General features: G+C 71.2%; 15 protein-coding genes. 7 read left to right on the forward strand and 8 right to left on the reverse strand.

Features of this window, described 5'->3' with window-relative positions:
- Window positions 1–4 precede the first annotated feature (4 nt).
- Entirely contained in the window at window positions 5–457 is a 453-nt protein-coding gene (gene rplM / locus FHX45_RS12635; RefSeq protein WP_017986650.1) for a 50S ribosomal protein L13, read from the reverse strand.
- A gap of 241 nt (window positions 458–698) precedes the next feature.
- On the opposite strand from rplM, the gene FHX45_RS12640 reads away from it, so the two are divergent.
- Both FHX45_RS12640 and FHX45_RS28605 read left to right on the forward strand, forming a co-directional pair.
- The gene (locus FHX45_RS12640; protein ID WP_167100444.1) at window positions 699–1556 is read left to right on the forward strand and encodes a hypothetical protein; all 858 of its coding nucleotides are present in this window, start codon (window positions 699–701) and stop codon (window positions 1554–1556) included.
- Window positions 1557–1938: 382 nt separating this feature from the next.
- Window positions 1939–2511, forward strand: a complete 573-nt coding sequence (locus tag FHX45_RS28605; protein ID WP_341771442.1) for a DUF4333 domain-containing protein — start codon at window positions 1939–1941, stop codon at window positions 2509–2511.
- A gap of 50 nt (window positions 2512–2561) precedes the next feature.
- Here FHX45_RS28605 and FHX45_RS12650 read toward each other — a convergent pair whose 3' ends face one another.
- The 4 genes from FHX45_RS12650 to eccCa form a co-directional block, all read right to left on the reverse strand.
- Complete coding sequence (locus FHX45_RS12650) at window positions 2562–2855, reverse strand: WXG100 family type VII secretion target (RefSeq protein WP_167100447.1); 294 nt, start codon at window positions 2853–2855, stop codon at window positions 2562–2564.
- A gap of 56 nt (window positions 2856–2911) precedes the next feature.
- Window positions 2912–3226, reverse strand: a complete 315-nt coding sequence (locus FHX45_RS12655) for a WXG100 family type VII secretion target (protein ID WP_243869021.1) — start codon at window positions 3224–3226, stop codon at window positions 2912–2914.
- 163 nt (window positions 3227–3389) lie between these two features.
- The gene (locus tag FHX45_RS12660; RefSeq protein ID WP_167100450.1) at window positions 3390–5300 is read right to left on the reverse strand and encodes a type VII secretion-associated protein; all 1911 of its coding nucleotides are present in this window, start codon (window positions 5298–5300) and stop codon (window positions 3390–3392) included.
- Window positions 5301–5385: 85 nt separating this feature from the next.
- The gene (eccCa, locus tag FHX45_RS12665) at window positions 5386–9396 is read right to left on the reverse strand and encodes a type VII secretion protein EccCa (protein ID WP_167100453.1); all 4011 of its coding nucleotides are present in this window, start codon (window positions 9394–9396) and stop codon (window positions 5386–5388) included.
- A gap of 279 nt (window positions 9397–9675) precedes the next feature.
- On the opposite strand from eccCa, the gene eccD reads away from it, so the two are divergent.
- Both eccD and mycP read left to right on the forward strand, forming a co-directional pair.
- On the forward strand, window positions 9676–11067 hold the full coding sequence (gene eccD / locus FHX45_RS12670; RefSeq protein ID WP_167100456.1) for a type VII secretion integral membrane protein EccD: 1392 nt from the start codon (window positions 9676–9678) through the stop codon (window positions 11065–11067).
- A gap of 23 nt (window positions 11068–11090) precedes the next feature.
- Window positions 11091–12557, forward strand: coding sequence for a type VII secretion-associated serine protease mycosin (mycP, locus tag FHX45_RS12675; RefSeq protein ID WP_341771443.1), 1467 nt, complete (start codon window positions 11091–11093; stop codon window positions 12555–12557).
- A gap of 56 nt (window positions 12558–12613) precedes the next feature.
- Here mycP and eccB read toward each other — a convergent pair whose 3' ends face one another.
- Window positions 12614–14218, reverse strand: coding sequence for a type VII secretion protein EccB (gene eccB, locus FHX45_RS12680; protein ID WP_167100462.1), 1605 nt, complete (start codon window positions 14216–14218; stop codon window positions 12614–12616).
- Window positions 14219–14401: 183 nt separating this feature from the next.
- On the opposite strand from eccB, the gene FHX45_RS27795 reads away from it, so the two are divergent.
- The 3 genes from FHX45_RS27795 to FHX45_RS12695 are packed head-to-tail and all read left to right on the forward strand — an operon-like array spanning window position 14402 to window position 16607.
- Window positions 14402–14755, forward strand: coding sequence for a hypothetical protein (locus FHX45_RS27795; protein WP_208405906.1), 354 nt, complete (start codon window positions 14402–14404; stop codon window positions 14753–14755).
- Entirely contained in the window at window positions 14710–15888 is a 1179-nt protein-coding gene (eccE, locus tag FHX45_RS12690; RefSeq protein WP_167108844.1) for a type VII secretion protein EccE, read from the forward strand. Before FHX45_RS27795 ends, eccE begins: the two co-directional genes overlap by 46 nt.
- The gene (locus FHX45_RS12695) at window positions 15885–16607 is read left to right on the forward strand and encodes a hypothetical protein (protein WP_167100465.1); all 723 of its coding nucleotides are present in this window, start codon (window positions 15885–15887) and stop codon (window positions 16605–16607) included. Before eccE ends, FHX45_RS12695 begins: the two co-directional genes overlap by 4 nt.
- A 159-nt stretch (window positions 16608–16766) precedes the next feature.
- Here FHX45_RS12695 and truA read toward each other — a convergent pair whose 3' ends face one another.
- A complete protein-coding gene (gene truA / locus FHX45_RS12700) occupies window positions 16767–17603 on the reverse strand; it encodes a tRNA pseudouridine(38-40) synthase TruA (RefSeq protein WP_208406985.1) in 837 nt (278 codons plus the stop codon).
- Window positions 17604–17671: 68 nt separating this feature from the next.
- Entirely contained in the window at window positions 17672–18250 is a 579-nt protein-coding gene (rplQ, locus tag FHX45_RS12705) for a 50S ribosomal protein L17 (protein ID WP_167100469.1), read from the reverse strand.
- Window positions 18251–18289 lie beyond the last annotated feature (39 nt).

Consider the following 18289-nt stretch of genomic DNA (forward strand, 5'->3'; position numbering starts at 1 on the left):
TCACTCACTTGGCGACCTGCGCGATCTTGGTGATCTGGAACGGCTGCGGCTGCTGCGCGGCGTGCGGGTGCTGCGGGCCGGCATAGACCTTCAGCTTCTTCGCCTGAGCGCGACCGAGCTTGTTCTTCGGCAGCATGCCCTTGACGACCTTCTCCAGCAGCCGGTCCGGCCGGGTGTCGAGAAGCTCGCCGAAGGAGCGCTTGCGCAGACCGCCGGGGTAACCGCTGTGCCGGTACGCGAACTTCTGGTCGCGCTTGTTACCGGTCAGCCGGACCTTCTCGGCGTTCACGATGATGACGAAGTCACCGGTGTCCACGTGAGGTGCATACGTGGGCTTGTGCTTGCCGCGCAGCAGCGTAGCGACCTCGGTCGCGAGCCGGCCGAGCACGACATCCTCGGCATCGATCACATGCCAGGCACGGGTGACATCGCCAGGCTTAGGGCTGTACGTGGGCAAGGGTCTACCTCGTGGTCAACGGTGCGTTTGGGGTCGAGTGCGTACCCAGCGCGGACGCTTGCTGCACGCACAACGACATATAAAGATACCCGCCGGGTTCGGCGACCTTGTAGGCGGGGTGTCCCCGGCCTACATACTAGGGTTACGCGGAGTCGACGACGTCGACAACACGGGCAATCACCTGGAGGGGACCATCCGCGTGTCCGCGCGTGCGAAATCCAGCCTACCGAGGTTCATCGCCGTGCTCGCCACGGTGGGCCTGCTCACCGGGTGCGGCAGCGCCCGGGCCGGCAGCCCGGTCGCGAACGGCGAGGACGCGGCCGCCTACGTCAGCGCGAAGTTCGACGACACGCTGGACGCACTGTCCGACCAGTTCAGCGCCAACGACACCCGCAAGACACGGCTGGACCAGGTCGTGCGGTTCGACCAGAAGCGCATGAACTCGACGGTCACCGCGGTGCAGCTGGGACACCCACCGGCCCGGCTGAGCCGCAACCACTCGAACCTCGACTCGAACGAGTACCTGGACGTCTACCACCCCGCCAACAGCCCGGTCGAGTACATGCTGCTGGGACCGGTGTACGCGAGCCTCGCGCCGACGCCGTGGGTGCAGATGCCCTACACCGAGGGCGCGTACAACGAGTGCGTCTGGCCGGGCGCGCGCACAGTGTGCAAGATGCTGGGGGCCATGCAGGACTCGGCGCAGGCGGGGCGGGCCGCGAAGAGCGCCAACCGCAAGCCCGACGGCAGCGTCGAGCTCATCGCCGAGGTCACCCTGACGGCGTTCATCCACGCCGACGTGATGACCTTCCCGGCGGCGATCGGGAACGAGCTCACGCCCGAGATGCGCAACCAGACGCTGCGCACCCGGGTCGCGCTCGACCCACGCGGCAAGCTCACCGAGATCGAGATGTCAGGCAAGATCAGCGGCAACGGGCACGAACTGGAGATCGACTACCACTACCAGCTCGACGGCACCCCGAGCGACGTCGATCTGCCCAAGATCCCGGACCCGTCGCAGGTCACGGTGCTCTCGAACAGCGCCGCGGTGGACGACTTCTACGACCGCCTGGGCGACATCCAGAGGCAGGGCAAGTGAGCGCGTACGAACCGGGACGGGCTCCCCTGGCTGATCACCTGCGGTCGCGCACGGCGGGCGGGGATGGCGTGCGAGGCTGCCGTCGGCCTGGATCGCAGTTCTCGGCGAGCGGGGTGAGCGGTCGGTGAACCAGCCGGAGTGGCAGCGCCAGAGCGGGTGGGGCAGGCAGGGGGCTCCGCAGAACGAGGGGGCCCACGGGTCGCCGAACACACCCGGGCAGCAGGGTGGTGCGCCGCACGGCCCGGCCACACCGCCCGCGCAGCCCGGCACCCACCCGGCGTCGGGGCAGGCGGGGCCTGCCGGACCGCCGCCCGCCGGCCAGCCGGCCGCCTGGGGTCGACCGGTTCAGCCGATCGGCGCATCCGGCTCCGGGAGCGGACCGGTGCCCCAGCCGTGGAGCCAGACCGGCCGGCCGGGCACCACCAGCGGACCCGTGCCCCAGCCCTGGGGCCACGCGGGGCGTGCCCCTGGCCAGGTCGGCGACCCGCGGAGCGGGCCGATTCCCCAACCCTGGAACCAGGCGAGCCAGCAGACCTGGGCACCGCCCCCCACCTCGGCACGGCAGCATCCGGCCGGAGCGGGTGGGCAGCCGTGGCAATCGACCTACGGCGGGTTCGGCGCGTTCGACGAGCGGACGCCGAAGCGCTCGCGCAAGCCGCTCCTCGTCGGCGTCGTGGTCGTCGTTCTGCTCGCCCTGGGTGGCGTCGGCGCGTGGCTGCTCGGCGCCTTCCAGGGTGACACCCTCGACCAGGCCGCGGTGCAGGACGGGGTCGCGCGGATCCTGCACGAGGACTTCGGCGAAGGGGATGTCGCGAACGTCCAGTGCCCCGACGACCAGCCGGTGAAGACGGGCACCACCTTCGACTGCACGGTGACCGTCGCGGGGCAGCCGAAAAAGGTGACGGTTCGCGTGCTCAACGAACAGGCCCAGTACGAAGTGGGCATGCCGCGCTGACGACGAAGGGCCCCGGCGGGACAGCCGGGGCCCTTTCCGCACAACCGGAATCAGCCGCCGAACATCCTCGTGACACCCTTGTCCGTCTCCTGGTAGCCGTCCGCGATCTGCGGCAGTGCGGTGGCGATCCGAGCCAGCAGACCCTTCAGGTCCTCCAGCGCGCGGTTCCACTCGTCCTGACGCGCGTGCCACGCGTCCTTCGCTTCACCGGACCAGCCATCGGTCAGCGGCCTGATGTCCGACTTCAGCTTCTCGAACAGGTTCCCCAGCTCGCCACCGGTCTTGTTGCAGTCCTCCGCCGCCTGGTGGATGGTGGCGTAATCGACCTTCATCGGGCCCGACATGATTGTCCTTTCTGGTCAGGGAAGTCTCAACGGGAATGACGGCGCGCAGGCCGCGATCACAGACCCTCGAGAGCGGCCTGGAGCGGGCTCAGCGTCTGCTGAACGTCCTGGTCGTGCGTCTCGTACTTGATGCCAGAGGACTTCAGCAAATCGGCGATGTGGTCGAGCGCGTCGTTCAGCTTCTTCGACTTTTCCGCGAAAGCGTCCATTACCTGGGTGAAGACCGTCGCCGCCGGTCCGGTCCAGCCCGCACGGGTGGCGTCGATGTTGTTGGCCAGCTGCATCAGGTTCTGATCCATGGCGAGCTTGGTCTCGGTCACCTTCGAGTGCGCGTCCGCGAACTGTGCCGGGTCCCCGGTAAATCCGTCCATCAGGAGCTACCCCCTTCGTCGTGGTGTCGTCCGCAACGTTCCCAACCGCCTGCGGATCTCCGACGATGACCTTGCCACGGCCGGTTCCGCCTTGTCCTGGGCTACGTGGAAGTAGTTGCGAGAGTGAATGCCAAGCTCACCCGGTCGAGTGGGAAAGATCCACTCATCCGCTGATGTTCAGCGTGCCGATGACCTGGGTACAGGCCGCGTTCACCCGCTCGCGCACGGGTTCATTCGCGTACACGCATCCCACGTTCACCTGGACATTGCCCTGGGCGAGGGCATACCAGTCGATCGACGCGTTCCGGTCCGGCAGGGCCTGGTGGTAGAAGACCACCTTCCGGCCGGCGTAGGTCGCCGCCGGGTTGAACCCGGAGTACTGCGCGGGATTCTGCTGAACCTGCGCGCGCAACTCGGACACGAGCCGGCCCGGATCCGCGGACGCGTCGTAGGACAGCGGATGCTCCTGCACCGACACCGCATCGAACTGCTGCGGCGCATCGGCCGGCTTGATCAACGTCTCCCGCCACTCGGGAGAACCGCCCGTCTGCGTCCAGTCCTGCGGCGCGGTGAACTGGTAGTGGTACTGCGCGACGACCTTCCCGGGCGGGGGCTGCTGGTCCCCGTCGGCGTGCAGCGCCAGCAGCAGTCCGGCCACCGCCGCGGCGACGAGAACCACCACACCACCGGCGATCCACGGCAGTTTCCGCTTCCGCGCGGACGGCGGCGCGGGAATCCCTCCCGGCGGTGACGGCGGATGCGGCGGCCGCGGCGGCCCGGGCGGCGGACGGCGCACACCCTGCGGACCCTGGCGCGGCATGGCCGGACCGCTGAACCCGCCCGGCGGTGTCGGCGGGCGCGGCGCGAAACCGGGGCGCGGCGCGTTCGGGTTGCGCACCACCTCGGTGCGCTGGTCCGCGAGCTGCCGCGCCGGGACGCGCGGCGGCGGCGCGGACGGGCGCTCCGGCGGCTTCTGCACAGCCAGCAGCGCACCACGCGCCACCACCGTCTCCGGCTGGTCCAAAGTGGTCGGCACCACCCCGGTGCGCTCGTGGATCAGCCGCGAGATCATCGGGATCCGGCTCGACCCGCCGACCAGGAAGATCGCGGTGAGCTGCTTCGGACGGAGCCCGGCGTCCTCGATCGCGGCGCAGGTCAGCTCGACCGCCCGGCCCAGCGGGGCGGCCACCAGCCGCTCCAGGTCCTCGCGTGTGACGTGCGCGTCCGCGAACGGCGGCGGCATCGGGACGTCCGTGTAAGCGTGCCGGGAAAGCGTTTCCTTCGCCCCCCGGACGTCCTGACGCAGCACGCGCCGGCGGCGCCGGTCGGTCAGTTCCCGGCCCTCGACGAGCTGCCGCCACGCCGACTGATCCACAGAGGACACCAGACCACCGACGTGCTCCAGCAGCAACTGGTCGACGTCGGCACCGCCGAAGCTCGGGTCACCGCGCGTGGCGAGCACCTGGAAGCCGCGGTTGCCGGAGACCCGGCTCACCACACTCACGTCGACGGTGCCGCCGCCGAGGTCCAGCACGGCCAGCGTCGCGCCCGGACGGGTGCTGATCTCGACCGTGCGATCGGAGTTGATCTCCTCCGGCGCGAACGTGGCGGCGTGGAACACCGCGGCCGCGACCGGCTCCGGCACCAGCGTGACCTCGCGGGCCAGCCCGCTCGCGGCCTGACGCAGGAGCCGGGTGCGCACCGCACCCCACTCCGCCGGGTGCGTCAGCACGAGCAGGTCGACCTCCGCGTTGCTCGCCAGCCGCCGCGCCTCGGCGACGGCGCGGCCCAGCACCGTGCGCACCACGTCGGTGACCCGCAGGACGCGGTCACCGAGCAGCAGTTCGCCCTCGTCGATGCGGCGCTTCGGGTTCGGCTCGTACCGCGACGGGTCCATCGCCGCCTGCCGGTCCGCCTCCTGACCCACGAACACCGTGCCGTCCGGCGCGGCGTACACCGCCGACGACATCAACGGCTGCCCGTCGACCACCACCACCTGCGGCGGCCGGCCGTTCAACGCGGCCACCACACAGGTGCTCGAGGTGCCGAAATCCACGGCGACACGCAGAGTCACGAGACGCCCCCGCGGCGCGCGCGCACTCGAGCCGGGCCGTGGCCCTGGTACCCCTGACGGACCGGCCCTGGACGGACCCCTTCGATCACTCCGGCTGGATCCACGACACCTGCATCAACTGCTTGCCGACCTTGCGGCTCACCAGCACTCCACGGCCCGGCGGCATCGCGGACGGCTTGACGTTGCCCAGCAGCTGGCCCTCGTCCTTGCTGCCGTTCATGACGAGGCCCGGAGCGACGATCTCCTTCAGCTTGCCGATGATCGGGTCGTAGGAGGCCCGGGAGGCACCACCCGTGCGCCGCACGACGATCATGTGCAGGCCGACGTCCTTGGCCTGGGCCAGGAACTCCGACAACGGCTTGAGCGGGTTGGACGTCTGCGTGGCCACCAGGTCGTAGTCGTCGACCACGATGAACAGCTCCGGACCCTTCCACCAGGACCGGTTGCGCAGCTGCTCCTGCGTCACGTCCGGCCCGGGCAGCCGGCGGGTCATCGAGCCGACGATGTCCTTGACCATGCCCTCCAGCTGGTTGGACGACACCGCGTAACCGAGCAGGTGGTCGCCCTCGACGAACCCGAGCATCGTGCGCCGGTAGTCGACCAGCACGATGACCGCTTCCTTGGCCGTGTACCGCTCGGTGATGCCGCGCGTGATCTGCCGCAGCAGGTTCGTCTTGCCGGACTCGCCGTCGGCGAACGCGAGGAAGTGCGGGTCGGCGTCGAAATCCAGGTACACCGGCGCGAGCTCGTCCTCGTTGATGCCGATCGGGATGAGCCGGGTGTGCCGCTGCTTGTCCATGGACAGCACGTCCGCGTAGGACACCATCTCCGGCAGCAGCCGCACCTGCGGCGCCGGCCGGCCGGGCCAGGCGGCCCGGATCTTGGCGACCGCGTCGGCCACGCCCGCGCCGATGGTCTGCGGATCGCTGGACCCGTCGATGCGTGGCAGGCCGATCAGCATGTGCAGCCGGTCCCGGGTGAGACCGCGGCCGGGCCGCCCCTCGGGCACGTTCACCGCGACCCGGCGGTCGATGTCGGACTCGCTCGGATCACCGAGGCGCAGCTCGAACCGCGTGCCCAGCATGTCCTTGATCGCCGGGCGGATGTCGGCCCACCGGTTCGCCGAGACGATCACGTGCACGCCGTAGGCCAGGCCGCGCTGGGCCAGCGCCGTGATCTGCGGCTCCAGCTCCTCGAAGTCGTCGCGCAGCGCACGCCACCCGTCGACGATCAGGAACGCGTCGCCGAACGGGTCCTGCTCCGGCGTGATCTCACCGCGGCGCTTGCGGTTGCGGAAGTCGCTCATCGAGTCGATGCCCAGCTGGCCGAACAGGCCCTCGCGCTCGTTGGCGAGCGCGTTGAGCTCCGCCACGATGCGCCGGGCCTTGTCCGGCTCGCGCCGGGCCACCGCCACCCCGCCCACGTGCGGTAGGTCGGACAGACCGGCGAGGGTGCCGCCACCGAGGTCGATGCAGTAGAACTGCGCCTCCTCCGGGGTGTTCGCCAGCGACAGCGACATGATCAGCGTGCGCAGCAGGGTGGACTTGCCCGACTGGGGACCACCGACGATGACACCGTGCCCGGCGGCACCGGAGAAGTCCGCCCACAGCGGGTCGCGCCGCTGCTCGAACGGCCGGTCCACGATGCCGATCGGCACCTGCAGCTTGCCGTTGCCGAAGAAGCCCACCGGCGACAGACCGCGGTCGTCGGTCGGGTTCAGGTTCGGCAGCAGGGTGTCCAGCGAGTTCGACTCGTCCAGCGGTGGCAGCCAGACCTCGTGCGCCGGCGGGCCCTGGCCGACCAGCCGGTCGACGACGACCTCCAGCTCGGTGGGCTCGGTGCCCTCCTGCTGCTGCGGCTGCTTCGGGGCGTCCACCCGCGCCGCCTCGGGCTCCGGCGCCGGCGGCAGTTCGACGTAGTCCGGGACGAACAGCTGCGGCCGCTTGTCCGCGCGGACCACGTTCGCCACCGGACCGGCCGCCTGCATCCCGGCCGGCCGGTAGGGACCGGACACGTAGGACGCCTTGAAGCGGACCATCGTGTTCGTGTCGTACTTGAGGTAACCGGAGCCCGGGATCGACGGCAGCTCGAACGCGTCCGGCACCCCGATCGCGGCACGGGACTCCGCCGCGGAAAAGGTCTTCAGGCCGATCCGGTAGGACAGGAACGTGTCCAGACCACGCAGCTTGCCCTCCTCCAGGCGCTGCGAGGCGAGCAGCATGTGCATCTGCAGCGACCGGCCGACCCGGCCGATCTGCAGGAAGATGTCGATGAAGTCCGGCTTCGCCGTCAGCATCTCGGAGAACTCGTCGATGCAGATGAACAGCGCGGGCATCGGGTCGAGGTCCGCGCCGTTCTCGCGCGCCTTCTCGTAGTCCCAGACGTTCTTGTAGTTGCCCTTGGCGAGCACTTCCTGGCGCCGCGCGACCTCCCCGGCGATCGCGTCCTTCATCCGGTCGACCAGCGTCAGGTCACCGGCCAGGTTGGTGATGGTGGCCGCGACGTGCGGCGCCTTGTCCAGGCCGAGGAAGGTCGCGCCGCCCTTGAAGTCGACCAGGATCATGTTCAGCGTCGTGCTGGAGTGCGTGGCCAGCAGGCCGAGCACCAGCGTGCGCAGGAACTCCGACTTGCCGGAACCGGTGGCGCCGATGCACAGGCCGTGCGGCCCCATGCCCTCCATCGCCGCTTCCTTGATGTCGAGCTCCACGGCCTGGCCGAACTCGCCGATCCCGAACGGGACCCGGTAGCGGTCGCGCACCGGGCGCGGGCGCCACGCCTGCTGCACGTCGAACGTCATCGGGTCGCCGGGGATGCCGAGCAGCTCCAGCAGCGTCGGGTTGGACAGCAGCGGCTCGTCGTCGCCGGCCTCCTGCGCCGCACCGCCGACGCGGTACGGCGCCAGCTTGCGGGCCAGCGCCTCGCACTCCACGGCGCTCAGGCTGTCCGGCTTGCCGAACCACTCGATGCCACCGCCGCTGCGCGCGCCGACCCGCTCCTTCTCCACCACCAGGCGCAGGCCGCGGCGCGCGGGAAGGTTGCCCAGCGAGTCCGACAGGTCGATCAGCGTGACCCCGACGAGGCCCTCCTCGAGGATGATCTGCTCCTCGCGGGTGATCTCGGCGTCGTCGAGCACGATCACGATGTGCGGCTGGTCCGGCGACGGCGTGGCGTTGCGGGAGAACCGCGGCCGGTCGCGCAGCTCGGCGTCCAGCCACTGCTCGATCTGCGCCAGCGAGCCTGCCATCATCCGCAGCTGGCCGATGCCGTCGGACAGCTCCGGGTGCTGGACGTGCGGCAACCACTTCGCCCATTCCCACTCGGCCTTCGCGCGACCGGTGGTGGCGAACGCGAGCAGCACGTCGTCACAGCTGTGGAAGGTGACCAGCTGGGCCAGCATCGCCCTGGTCAGCCCGCGGGTCAGCTCCTTGTCGCCGCTCACGCTGACCGCCGCGAAGCCGCGCAGCGTGATCTGGGTGGGCAGGTCCGGGACGATGGAGTGGGCGCGCACGAACCTGCGCAGCGCGAGGGTGGCGATCGGCTCCAGCTCGTCGACCGGGCCGGTCTGCGGCGGGACCAGGCGCGTGGCCAGCCGGTGCGAGCTGCGGCCCACCCGCAGGTGCAGGAAGTCCTGGTCGTTCTGACGGCGCTCCCACATGCGGCGGCTCGCGGCCAGCGACCACAGCGACTGCGGGTCCGGGTGCACCCACTCCAGCGAGGCGCGCTGATCGGCCATCGCCTCGCGGGCGCGCTCCCGCATCTGGCCGAGGTACCGCAGGTAGTCCTTGCGGTCCTCGTTCATCTCGGCCTTCTTGGCGCCGCCGCTCTTGCCGCCGCCGGCGAACATGCCACCCATCGACATGAGCATCATCAGCGGGAACATCAGCGTCAGCGGGCTGCGCGCGGCGGCCCCGCCGGTGGTGAACATGACCACGACCATGCCCAGCGTGGCCACGATCATGACCACGGGCATCATCTTCTGGACGATGTTGCCGGGGATCGTGCGGGGCACCTCCGGTGGCGGTTCGAGGTGGACCTCACCGCCCGGTGGACGCGGTGCAGCAAGCCGTGGTGACCTCTTGAACTGCAGCGTGCTCACCGAAGGGTCCCCTCTTCACACTCGATGTCGCCTGCTCCTCCAGCGCCCACACGGTAGCGAACACCAGCCCTGTCCAGGGTCGAGACCGCCCAGCCCGGCACCGATCGCCCGAATCCACCCCCGTGGCAGAGCCAGGTGCAGTAATACTAGGACCGCCCACCGACAGTCCGGAACGATCCGCGGGCACGCGTCGGGCAGGATTCACAGGCAGCGGCTGCCGCGGACGAGGGCGTTCGGTATAAGTAGCCCGCAGCATTCTCTCGGGTAGGGGGCAGGCAGGTGGCAACGGGCACGACGGTGTTCAGCAGGGTGACGGTGGTCGCGCCCCGCACCAGGATCGACGTGGCGCTGCCCGCCGACGTCGCGGTCGCCGACCTCATGCCGATGCTGCTCGAGATGGCCAGGGAAACCTCCCCGGACGGTGGCGCCCGCCACGGCGGCTGGGCGCTGGCCAAGCTGGGCGACGCCCCGCTCGACCCGAGCCGCACGCTCGCCTCGCTCGGCATCGTCGACGGTGACCTGCTCCAGCTCCGCAAGCGCAACGACAACCCGCCCCCGCCGCTGTACGACGACGTGGTCGACGCGATCGCCGACGCGCAGCCGGACACGTTCCGGCCGTGGACCAAGGAAACGGCACGGCGCATCGGGCACATCGCGGGCGGGCTGGCCCTGTTCACCGCGGCCGTGGCGCTGTTCACGGGCGGCCCGCTGTTCGGCGGGAACGCCCTGGCCGCCGCGCTCACCGCCGGTGTCGCCGCGATCGCGTGCCTCGCCGTCGGCGCGACCCTGGCCAAGGCATACCAGGCCGAGGCGACCGGTGTGGTGATCGCCGCCGCGGGCGGGCTGCCGTTCGCGTTCGTCGCCGGCTTCTCCGCCGTGCCCGGCCTGACCGTGCGCGCCAACCTGCTCCTGGCCAGCGGTCTGGTGGTGATCCTGGCCGCCGTCGCGATCATGATCATGGGTGCGGGTATCACGACGTTCATCGCCGCCGCCACGGCCGGGGTGATCGGGGTGGTCGCGTTCACCGTCGCGACCCTGATCGCCCACCCGGCCCCGGGCATCGCCGCGGGCACCGCGGCCGGTGCGCTGGCGCTGATCTCCCTGCTGCCGCGCGCGACGATCTGGCTGGCCAAACTGCCGCTGCCGCACGTGCCCAGCACCGCCGAGGAACTCAAGGAAGACACCGCGTTCCCCGACTACGCCGAGATCGAGCGCCGCACGGCGGTGGCGCACAAGTACATGACCGGGCTGCTGATCGGTTGCGGCGGCGCGACCGCGATCGCGGCGATCATCACCGCCACCGCGCCCGGCGTGTGGGGCATCCTGACCGCCGCCGTCGCGACGATGGTCCTGCTGCTGCGGGCCCGCTCCTACGCCAACGGCAGCCAGGCCGTCGCGTTGCTGACCACCGGCATCGTCTCCGGCGCGGGCATCCTGATCGGCTGGCTGGGCACGCAGAGCCCGGCGGGCCGGCTGCTGTGGGTGTTCGGGGTGCTGGTCATCATCGGCGCGGGTGCGCTGGTGGCCGGCGTGGTGTTCCCGAACCAGCGGTTCTCGCCGCCGTTGCGCCGCACCGTCGAGATCTTCGAGGCCGTCTGCATCGCGACCGTGCTGCCCCTCGCGCTGGCCGTCATGGACCTCTACGCCACGCTGCGGCACATCTCGTTCTGAGCATGACCCGAGGGGGAACTCGCGTGCGGAGATTCGGGGCGCCCGGACGGACGGTCACCGTCCTGCTGGCGGCGTCGATCGGCGTCCTGGGGACCGGTTCGGCCGAGGCGCAGACGGACGGCACCGGTTCCGGTGGTTCGTGGGCCGTGCCGCCCCCGTTCGTCGCCGGCTACCTGCCGACCGACAACGGCGGCCGCAACGGCTTCGACTACCAGCCCAAGAACGCGTGCGTGACCCGCGATCTCGGGCAGAAGAACGTCGTCCTGCGGGAGAAGCCGTGGGGTCAGCAGTACCTGCAGATCGAAGAGGCCCAGCAGCTCGCGCGGGCGAGGACCGGTTCCGCCGGCGGCGGGATCCGGGTGGCCGTGATCGACACCGGCGTGACGCGGCACCCGTACCTCCCCCGGCTGGAGGGCGGCGGGGATTACGTCGTGGCAGGCGACAACGGCCTGAACGACTGCGACGGCCACGGCACCGAGGTGGCCGGGATCATCGCCGCGCAGACCCCGCAGGACCAGATCGGGTTCACCGGCGTCGCCCCGGACGCCACGATCGTGTCGATCCGGCAGTCCAGCCAGAACTACGCCAAACCGAACACCGCGGGCGGCACCAGCGGGCAGCAGACCGGTGGCCGCCAGCAGAACGACGCCAACGGCGCGGGCACCACGACGTCGCTCGCGCAGGCGATCGTGCGAGCGGTCAACCTGCACGTCAACGTCATCAACATGTCGGTGGACAACTGCCGTCCGGCGGACGGCACGATCACCGACGGCGAACGAGCCGTGCAGGCGGCGGTCCGCTACGCCGTGGACCAGAACGTGGTGGTGGTCGCTGCCGCGGGCAACACCTCCGAGACGTGCCCGCAGAACGACCAGGCCGACCCGAACGAGCCGCGGTCGATCGTGACCCCGCCGTGGTTCTCCGACGACGTCCTGTCCGTGGCGGCGATCGACGAAACCGGTGGGGTCGCACCGTTTTCGGTGCACGGTCCGTGGGTGAGCGTCGCCGCGCCGGGCACCAACATCATCTCGCTGGACCCGTCGAAGGGTTCGAACCAGCTGGCGAACCAGACGATCGAGAACGACAAGGCCATGCCGATCCAGGGCACCAGCTTCGCGGCGCCGTACGTGGCCGGGGTCGCTGCGCTGGTGGCCGCGCAGTACCCCGGGCTCTCGGCGCGGCAGATCATGAACCGCATCCGGGTGACGGCGCAGCACCCGGGTGCGCAGGACGGACGGGACAACTTCACCGGCTACGGCGTGGTGAACCCGGTGGCGGCGCTCACCGCGATCGTGCCGTCCGAGGAGAACGTGGCCGCGCACGCGCCGCGGCAGCTGCCGTCCGGGCTGCCCGACGCGTCACCGAAGAACTGGACGCCGATGGTCGTCGCACTGGCCGGCACCGGCGGCGGCCTCGTGGTGCTGCTGGTGGTGATGTTCGTGATGCGGACGATCCGCCGCACCCGCGAAGGCGCACCACGAACACAGTGAGCCGGGTGTCCTCCCGGAGCCTGCGCGGCGGGCGCCTCGCGGTTGTCGCTTGTGGACTAGTTGCCCGCCGCTCGCTGTTGCCGGCTGGGGAAGCTGCCCGCGTCCGGTGAGACCGGGACCGAGTCGTAGCTTCGCTGCGCGTCCTGCACGTTGAGGGATGCGCCGGTCGGCAGCAGGCGCACGATGGCGTCCGGGGCGGGCCGCGGGTCGGTCAGGCCCAGGGCGTTCGCGGTGTTCGCGTCGGGCACTCCGTAGCGCAGGCCGCGGTCGGTCACCAGGGAGATCGGTCCCGTGGCGAAGGACTGCTTCGACGTCGCCGAGCGGACGACGGCTCCGCGGCCCGGCGGCAGGTAGAAGTTGTCGATCTTCAGGCCGTCCGGGCTCGGCTGTCCGATCTGGATGAGTTTCGCGTCGGCCGGGACCGGGAGCTGCGTGCCCATGTACACGGCGGTGTGCTGGTCCTCGGTCGTCGGATCGCCCGGGTTCACCACGTTCCAGCCCAGGCACGTCACCGGCGTCTGCGTCGGGTCCAGGACCGTCGGGATCGTGTTCGGCATGGTGTCGACCTTGAGCGCGTCGGCGTCGCCGGACTGGATCTGGCGGATCGCGGTGATCGTGTTCGGCGGCAGCTCCTGGGGGCGGGGCGCCGCGGCCGAGCTGCCCGAGAAGCGGATCAGGTCCGCGACCGCGGGCGAGACGCGCTGGATCCCGTTCTGCAGCACCACGTAGCTGCTGCGGGTGCCGTCGGAGAACGAGACGACGAACACGTCGCCCACCGCGAGCCCGGCCGTGCCGAGCGGCTGGAACTGCGACGCGCTGCCCTTGCCCGGGATCGCGGGCGGCGTGAACGGCGTCACCTGCGGGATGGCGTTCAGCAGACCGATCGAGATGCGCCGCGCGTTCTGCGGGTTCAGACCGAGTGCCGTGTAGACGCCCGCGCGCGACGGGTCGAGCTCGGCCCGGACGGTGTTCGCGTTCGGCTGGTTCGGGTTCCGCTCCAGCCGGTAGATCAGGTACGGCTTGCCGTTGTCGCCGACGGCGAGGACGGCCTCGTTGCCGCCCAGCTCACGTCCGGGGTTGGGCACTCCGGCGAGCACCGTCGTGGCGTTCGTGGCCTGCTGCAACGCGAGCTGGCTGGGCAGGTCGGAGCGGATGGTCAGCCGGTCGCACACCGCCCAGTCGTCGGAAACCCGCTGCGACGTGGTCGGCAGCAGCTGCGGACCGTCCACAATGCCCGTCAGCCGCCCGCGCGGGATGTCCTTGAGCTGGTCGTCCGGAACCACCGACGGCTGCACCGCCGCGGTCGCCGCACCGCCGTTCTGCCCCTGCTGCGCCATGAGCAGCAGGCGCGCCGACGCCAGGTTGAACGTCGGGACGAGCTGCTTCGGGTTTCCGGTCACGACGTAGATCGCGCCGGACTCCTCACCGATCACGATGTTGCCCGAACCCGGCACCGCCGGTTTCGGGCTGATCAATCCGAAGATCGCGAAGCCGACGATCCCGAGCAGCGCCACGAGGAAGCCGACGATCGTCGCCCGGCCGTGTGTCCGCATCGGATCGTGGAGCATGACCGAGTCACGCCGGACCAGCGCGGACTGCATCCGGCGCAGCACGAACTGGTAGGCGTGAACCTGGGATTTCGTTGTCGGTGTTGACGGCATTCTCGACCTGCTGCTCCCCGAGTCGCGGTACGGTTCCGCAGGATAGCGGTACGGGAACAGGGGCGGTGTGGGTTTCTCCCATCTCCGGCTAGGGTCAGGTTCCCGGCCGACCGGCTTGCCGGGATCGCTGTAGGCACGAGGGGAAGAACGCGCGGATGTCCGTCACCACTCCGCCACGTCCGGGTGGGCCTCCGGGTCCGCCGCCGCCGGGAGGTCGTCCGCCGGGCCCGCCGCCGCACCAGGGGCGACCGGGCGGCCCCGCCGGACCGCGCATCCCGCAAGGACCTGGAGGCCCGGGAGGACCTGGTGGACCAGGCGGCCCCGGCGGTCGTGGCCCCGGCGGACCCGGTGGACCTGGTGGACCCGGTGGACCCGGTGGACCTGGTGGACCGGGCGGGCCACCACCCGCGCAGCCGCCGCCCGAGCCGCCGGCGCCGGTCGCTCCCCCGGCTCGCCGCCGCGCCCGGAACACCCGGCTCGGGCCGGTTCCGGTGGCGAACCTCGTGGTGCTCGAAATCGGCCTGGCGGTCGGGCTGATCCTCGTCGCCATCAACCAGTCGCTGCTCTACGCCGGCGTCGGGGTGCTCGCCGCCGCCCTGATCGTCGCGGTGCTGCGCTGGCGCGGTCAGTGGTTCACCCAATGGGTTGGACTGACGCTGCGTTATTCGTTCCGCGGCCACGACCGGGTGGCCACACCGCCCTCGCCCGACACCCGCGAGACCGCCCCGGGCGAGGTGTCCGTCACCGGACCCGACGACGTGCGCGTCAGCCTGCTGCGGCTCGTCGTGCCCGACCTCGTGGTCGCCCACGGCAAGGACCACGAGCTGCAGGAGGTCGGGCTCGCCTGGCACGAGGGCACCTGGACCGCCGTGCTGCTGGTGGAGCCCGCGCCCGCGCTGATCACCCAGGCCGGCGGCGCGCCGAGCCTGCCGCTGTCGGCGCTGGCACCGTGCCTGGAGGACCGGGGCGTGGTGCTGGACTCCATCCAGATGATCTGGCACTGCTACCCGGGCAGCGCCGCGCTGCCCGCCGACTCCCCCGCGCTCACGTCCTACCTGGAGGTCCTCGGGCCGCTCCCGGCGGCGGCGCGCCGCACGACGTGGGTCGCCATCCGGCTGGACCCGCGGCGCTGCCCGACGGCGATCCGGGAGCGCGGCGGCGGTGTGGTCGGTGCCCACCGTGCCCTGATCGGCGCGTTGTCCCGCGTGCGCAACGCCCTGGAGTCGCAGGGGGTGCCGACGCGCCCGCTGAACCCGGACGAGCTGCTGCGGGCGGGGATCTCGGCCGCCGAGTTGACGGCGGCGGTCGCCGGCGGGTCGGCGGTGAACCTGAAGGAGAACTGGACCAGCGCGACCGCGGCCGGCATCGGGCACGCCAGCTACGCGATCACCGGCTGGCCGAAGGGCCGGGTCACGGCCACGCTGAACGCGTTGACCAGCGTGCGGACCCTGTCCTCGACGGTGGCGCTGTCCATGTCACCGTCGGACGACGAGGGCAAGATCGGGCTGCGCGGCGTGGTACGGCTGAGCGCGCGCAGTCCGCGCGAACTGGACGCCGCCGACGAGCGGCTGACCGCCCTCGCCGAGCGCATCGGGGTGTCGCTCACCCCACTGCGGGGAGTGCAGGTCGGCGGTCTCGCCGCCACCATGCCGATGGGAGGCACCGCATGAGCCTGCGGCTTCGTGATCCGGGCCGGAACACCGGCGTGGCGCCGGAGTTCGTCGTCGACCCGGCGCTGCTCGACGCGATCAGCCCGTCCGGCGACCGCGGCGGGATCGTGGTCGGCTCCGGGCTCAAGGGCGAGCCGCTGACGATCTCCGCCCTGCGTGCCGCGCCCACCCGGATCGTGCTGGTGGGCGGTCTCTACCTGGCGCGCCAGGTCGCGTTGCGGGCGGTGGCCGTCGGAGCGTGGGTGACCATCGCGACCGGACGGCCCGCGGCGTGGCAGGTGCTGCCGAAGGCGGCCGGGAACCAGCCGAACGGACGGCCGTCGCCACTGGTGACGATCCGCCGGCTGTCCCCGGTCGAGCTGCCGCGCCCGTCCGAGGACGCGCCCCTGCTGGTGGTCACCGATGGCGGGCCGACGCCGCAGGACCTGTTCCCGCCGCGCTCCCCCTGGCACACGACGATGTACGTGCTGCCGTACCTGCACCCCCAGGCAACGACGATCGCCAACGCCGCGGACGTGGTGCTGATGCAACGGCTGCCGGTCGGGCAGGCCGAGCTGGCGGCCCGCATCTGGCGACTACCGCCGCAGATGATGCGCCAGCTGACCACGCTGAAGGACGACCAGGTGGTGGCACTGGGCCAGAACCTGTGGCGCCCCCTGCGGCTGGTCACCACACCGAAGGAGCAGGCTCTCCTGGGCCCCGTCCGCCGCGGTGACTGACCCACCGAGCCCGCCGAAGCACCTGCGCCGGGTGAGCCGGACGGCTTTCGCTGATCCCGGAGGCTGATCGTCGGGCGAGGACTCTTGTGGTGGCGGTGGCAAAAGCTCTCCACAGGCACGCTCCGACCTGTGGACAACTCCTGTGGATTGTGGATAACCCTAGGAAGCCTCGGAGGCCGCGCGCATGTTGCGGGTCTGTTCCGCGCGGGCCGCGAGCTCCTCGTCCGCGGGGTAGTCGACCCCGATCAGGGTCAGCCCGTGTGCCGGGGCCACCGCGCTGTCCCGCACTCCCCCGCTCAGCAGCTCGGCCGGCCAGGACACCGGCCGACGCCCGTCGCCCACCAAGAGCATGGCGCCGACCAGGCTGCGCACCATCGAGTGGCAGAAGGCATCGGCGGACACCGACGCCTCCACGACGTGCGTGCTGATTCGCCGCCAGGCGAACCGCTGCAACTCGCGGATCGTCGTGCCACCCGCGCGCTGCTTGCAGAACGCGGCGAAATCGCGCAGGCCCAGCAGCTTCTCCGACGCCTCGTTCATCGCGGTCAGCGACAGCGGTCGTCCCCACCCCAGCGTGTCGAAGCGGTGCAACGGGTCGACGCCCCACGGCGCGTCCGACACCCGGTACCGGTAGTGCCGCCGGATCGCGGAGAACCGGGCGTCGAATCCCGCCGGCGCCACCCGCGCGTCAAGCACCCGTACATCCCCCGGCAGGAACCGGTTCCACCGGTGCCGCATGCGCTCGAGATCGGGGATACCGCGGGCATCCACGGCCAGGCGTCCGGACGGCGCGGACAGCGGCACCACGTCCACGTGCACGACCTGCCCGGTGGCGTGCACCCCGGCATCCGTGCGCCCCGCCACGACGACCGGCTTCGGCACCGCGGCACCGGGCGGCTGCTTCGCGAGCGCGTCCTCGAGCAGGCCCTGGACCGTCCGGCGCCCCGGCTGCCGGGCCCAGCCCGAGAACGCCGTGCCTTCGTAGCTGACGTCCAGGCGCAGACGAACGAGCCCGCCCTCCCCAGAGGGAGCAGCGGGCTCGTTGCCTGGACCGAACGCAGCCGTCAGGACTCGTCCTTCTTGTCCTCGGCCGGGGTCTCCTCAGCGGCACCCTCGGCCGGTTCGGCGGTCGCCTCGGTCGTGGCCGACACGGGCGCCTCGGCGTCCTGGTCGGTCACCTCCGCGGCGGTCTCCTCGGCCTTGCTCTCCTCAGCCGCGGGCGACGCCTCGGCCGAGTCCTTGGCGAACTTGGTCCGGCGCGCCTTCTCGGCCTCCGAGGTGACGGTCTTCTCGGACACCAGCTCGATGACCGCCATCGGGGCGTTGTCGCCCTTGCGCGGCAGCGTCTTGGTGATCCGGGTGTAACCGCCCTCGCGGTCGGCGAAGAACGGGCCGATCTCGGCGATCAGCTTGTGAACCACGTCCTTGTCGCGGATCACACGCTGGATCTGCCGCCGGTTGTGCAGGTCACCGCGCTTCGCCTTGGTGATCAGCTTCTCGGCGAGCGGCCGCATCCGGCGGGCCTTGGCCTCGGTCGTGGTGATCTTGCCGTGCTCGAACAGCGACCTGGCGAGGTTCGCCAGCATCAGCCGCTCGTGGGCCGCGGATCCACCGAGACGGGGGCCCTTCGTGGGGGTGGGCATTGCTTCTCCTCGTAAATCCGGCCGCTTTCAGGCCGGCGC

It is taken from the genome of Amycolatopsis granulosa (assembly GCF_011758745.1).
Taxonomy (GTDB): Bacteria; Actinomycetota; Actinomycetes; order Mycobacteriales; family Pseudonocardiaceae; genus Amycolatopsis_E; species Amycolatopsis_E granulosa.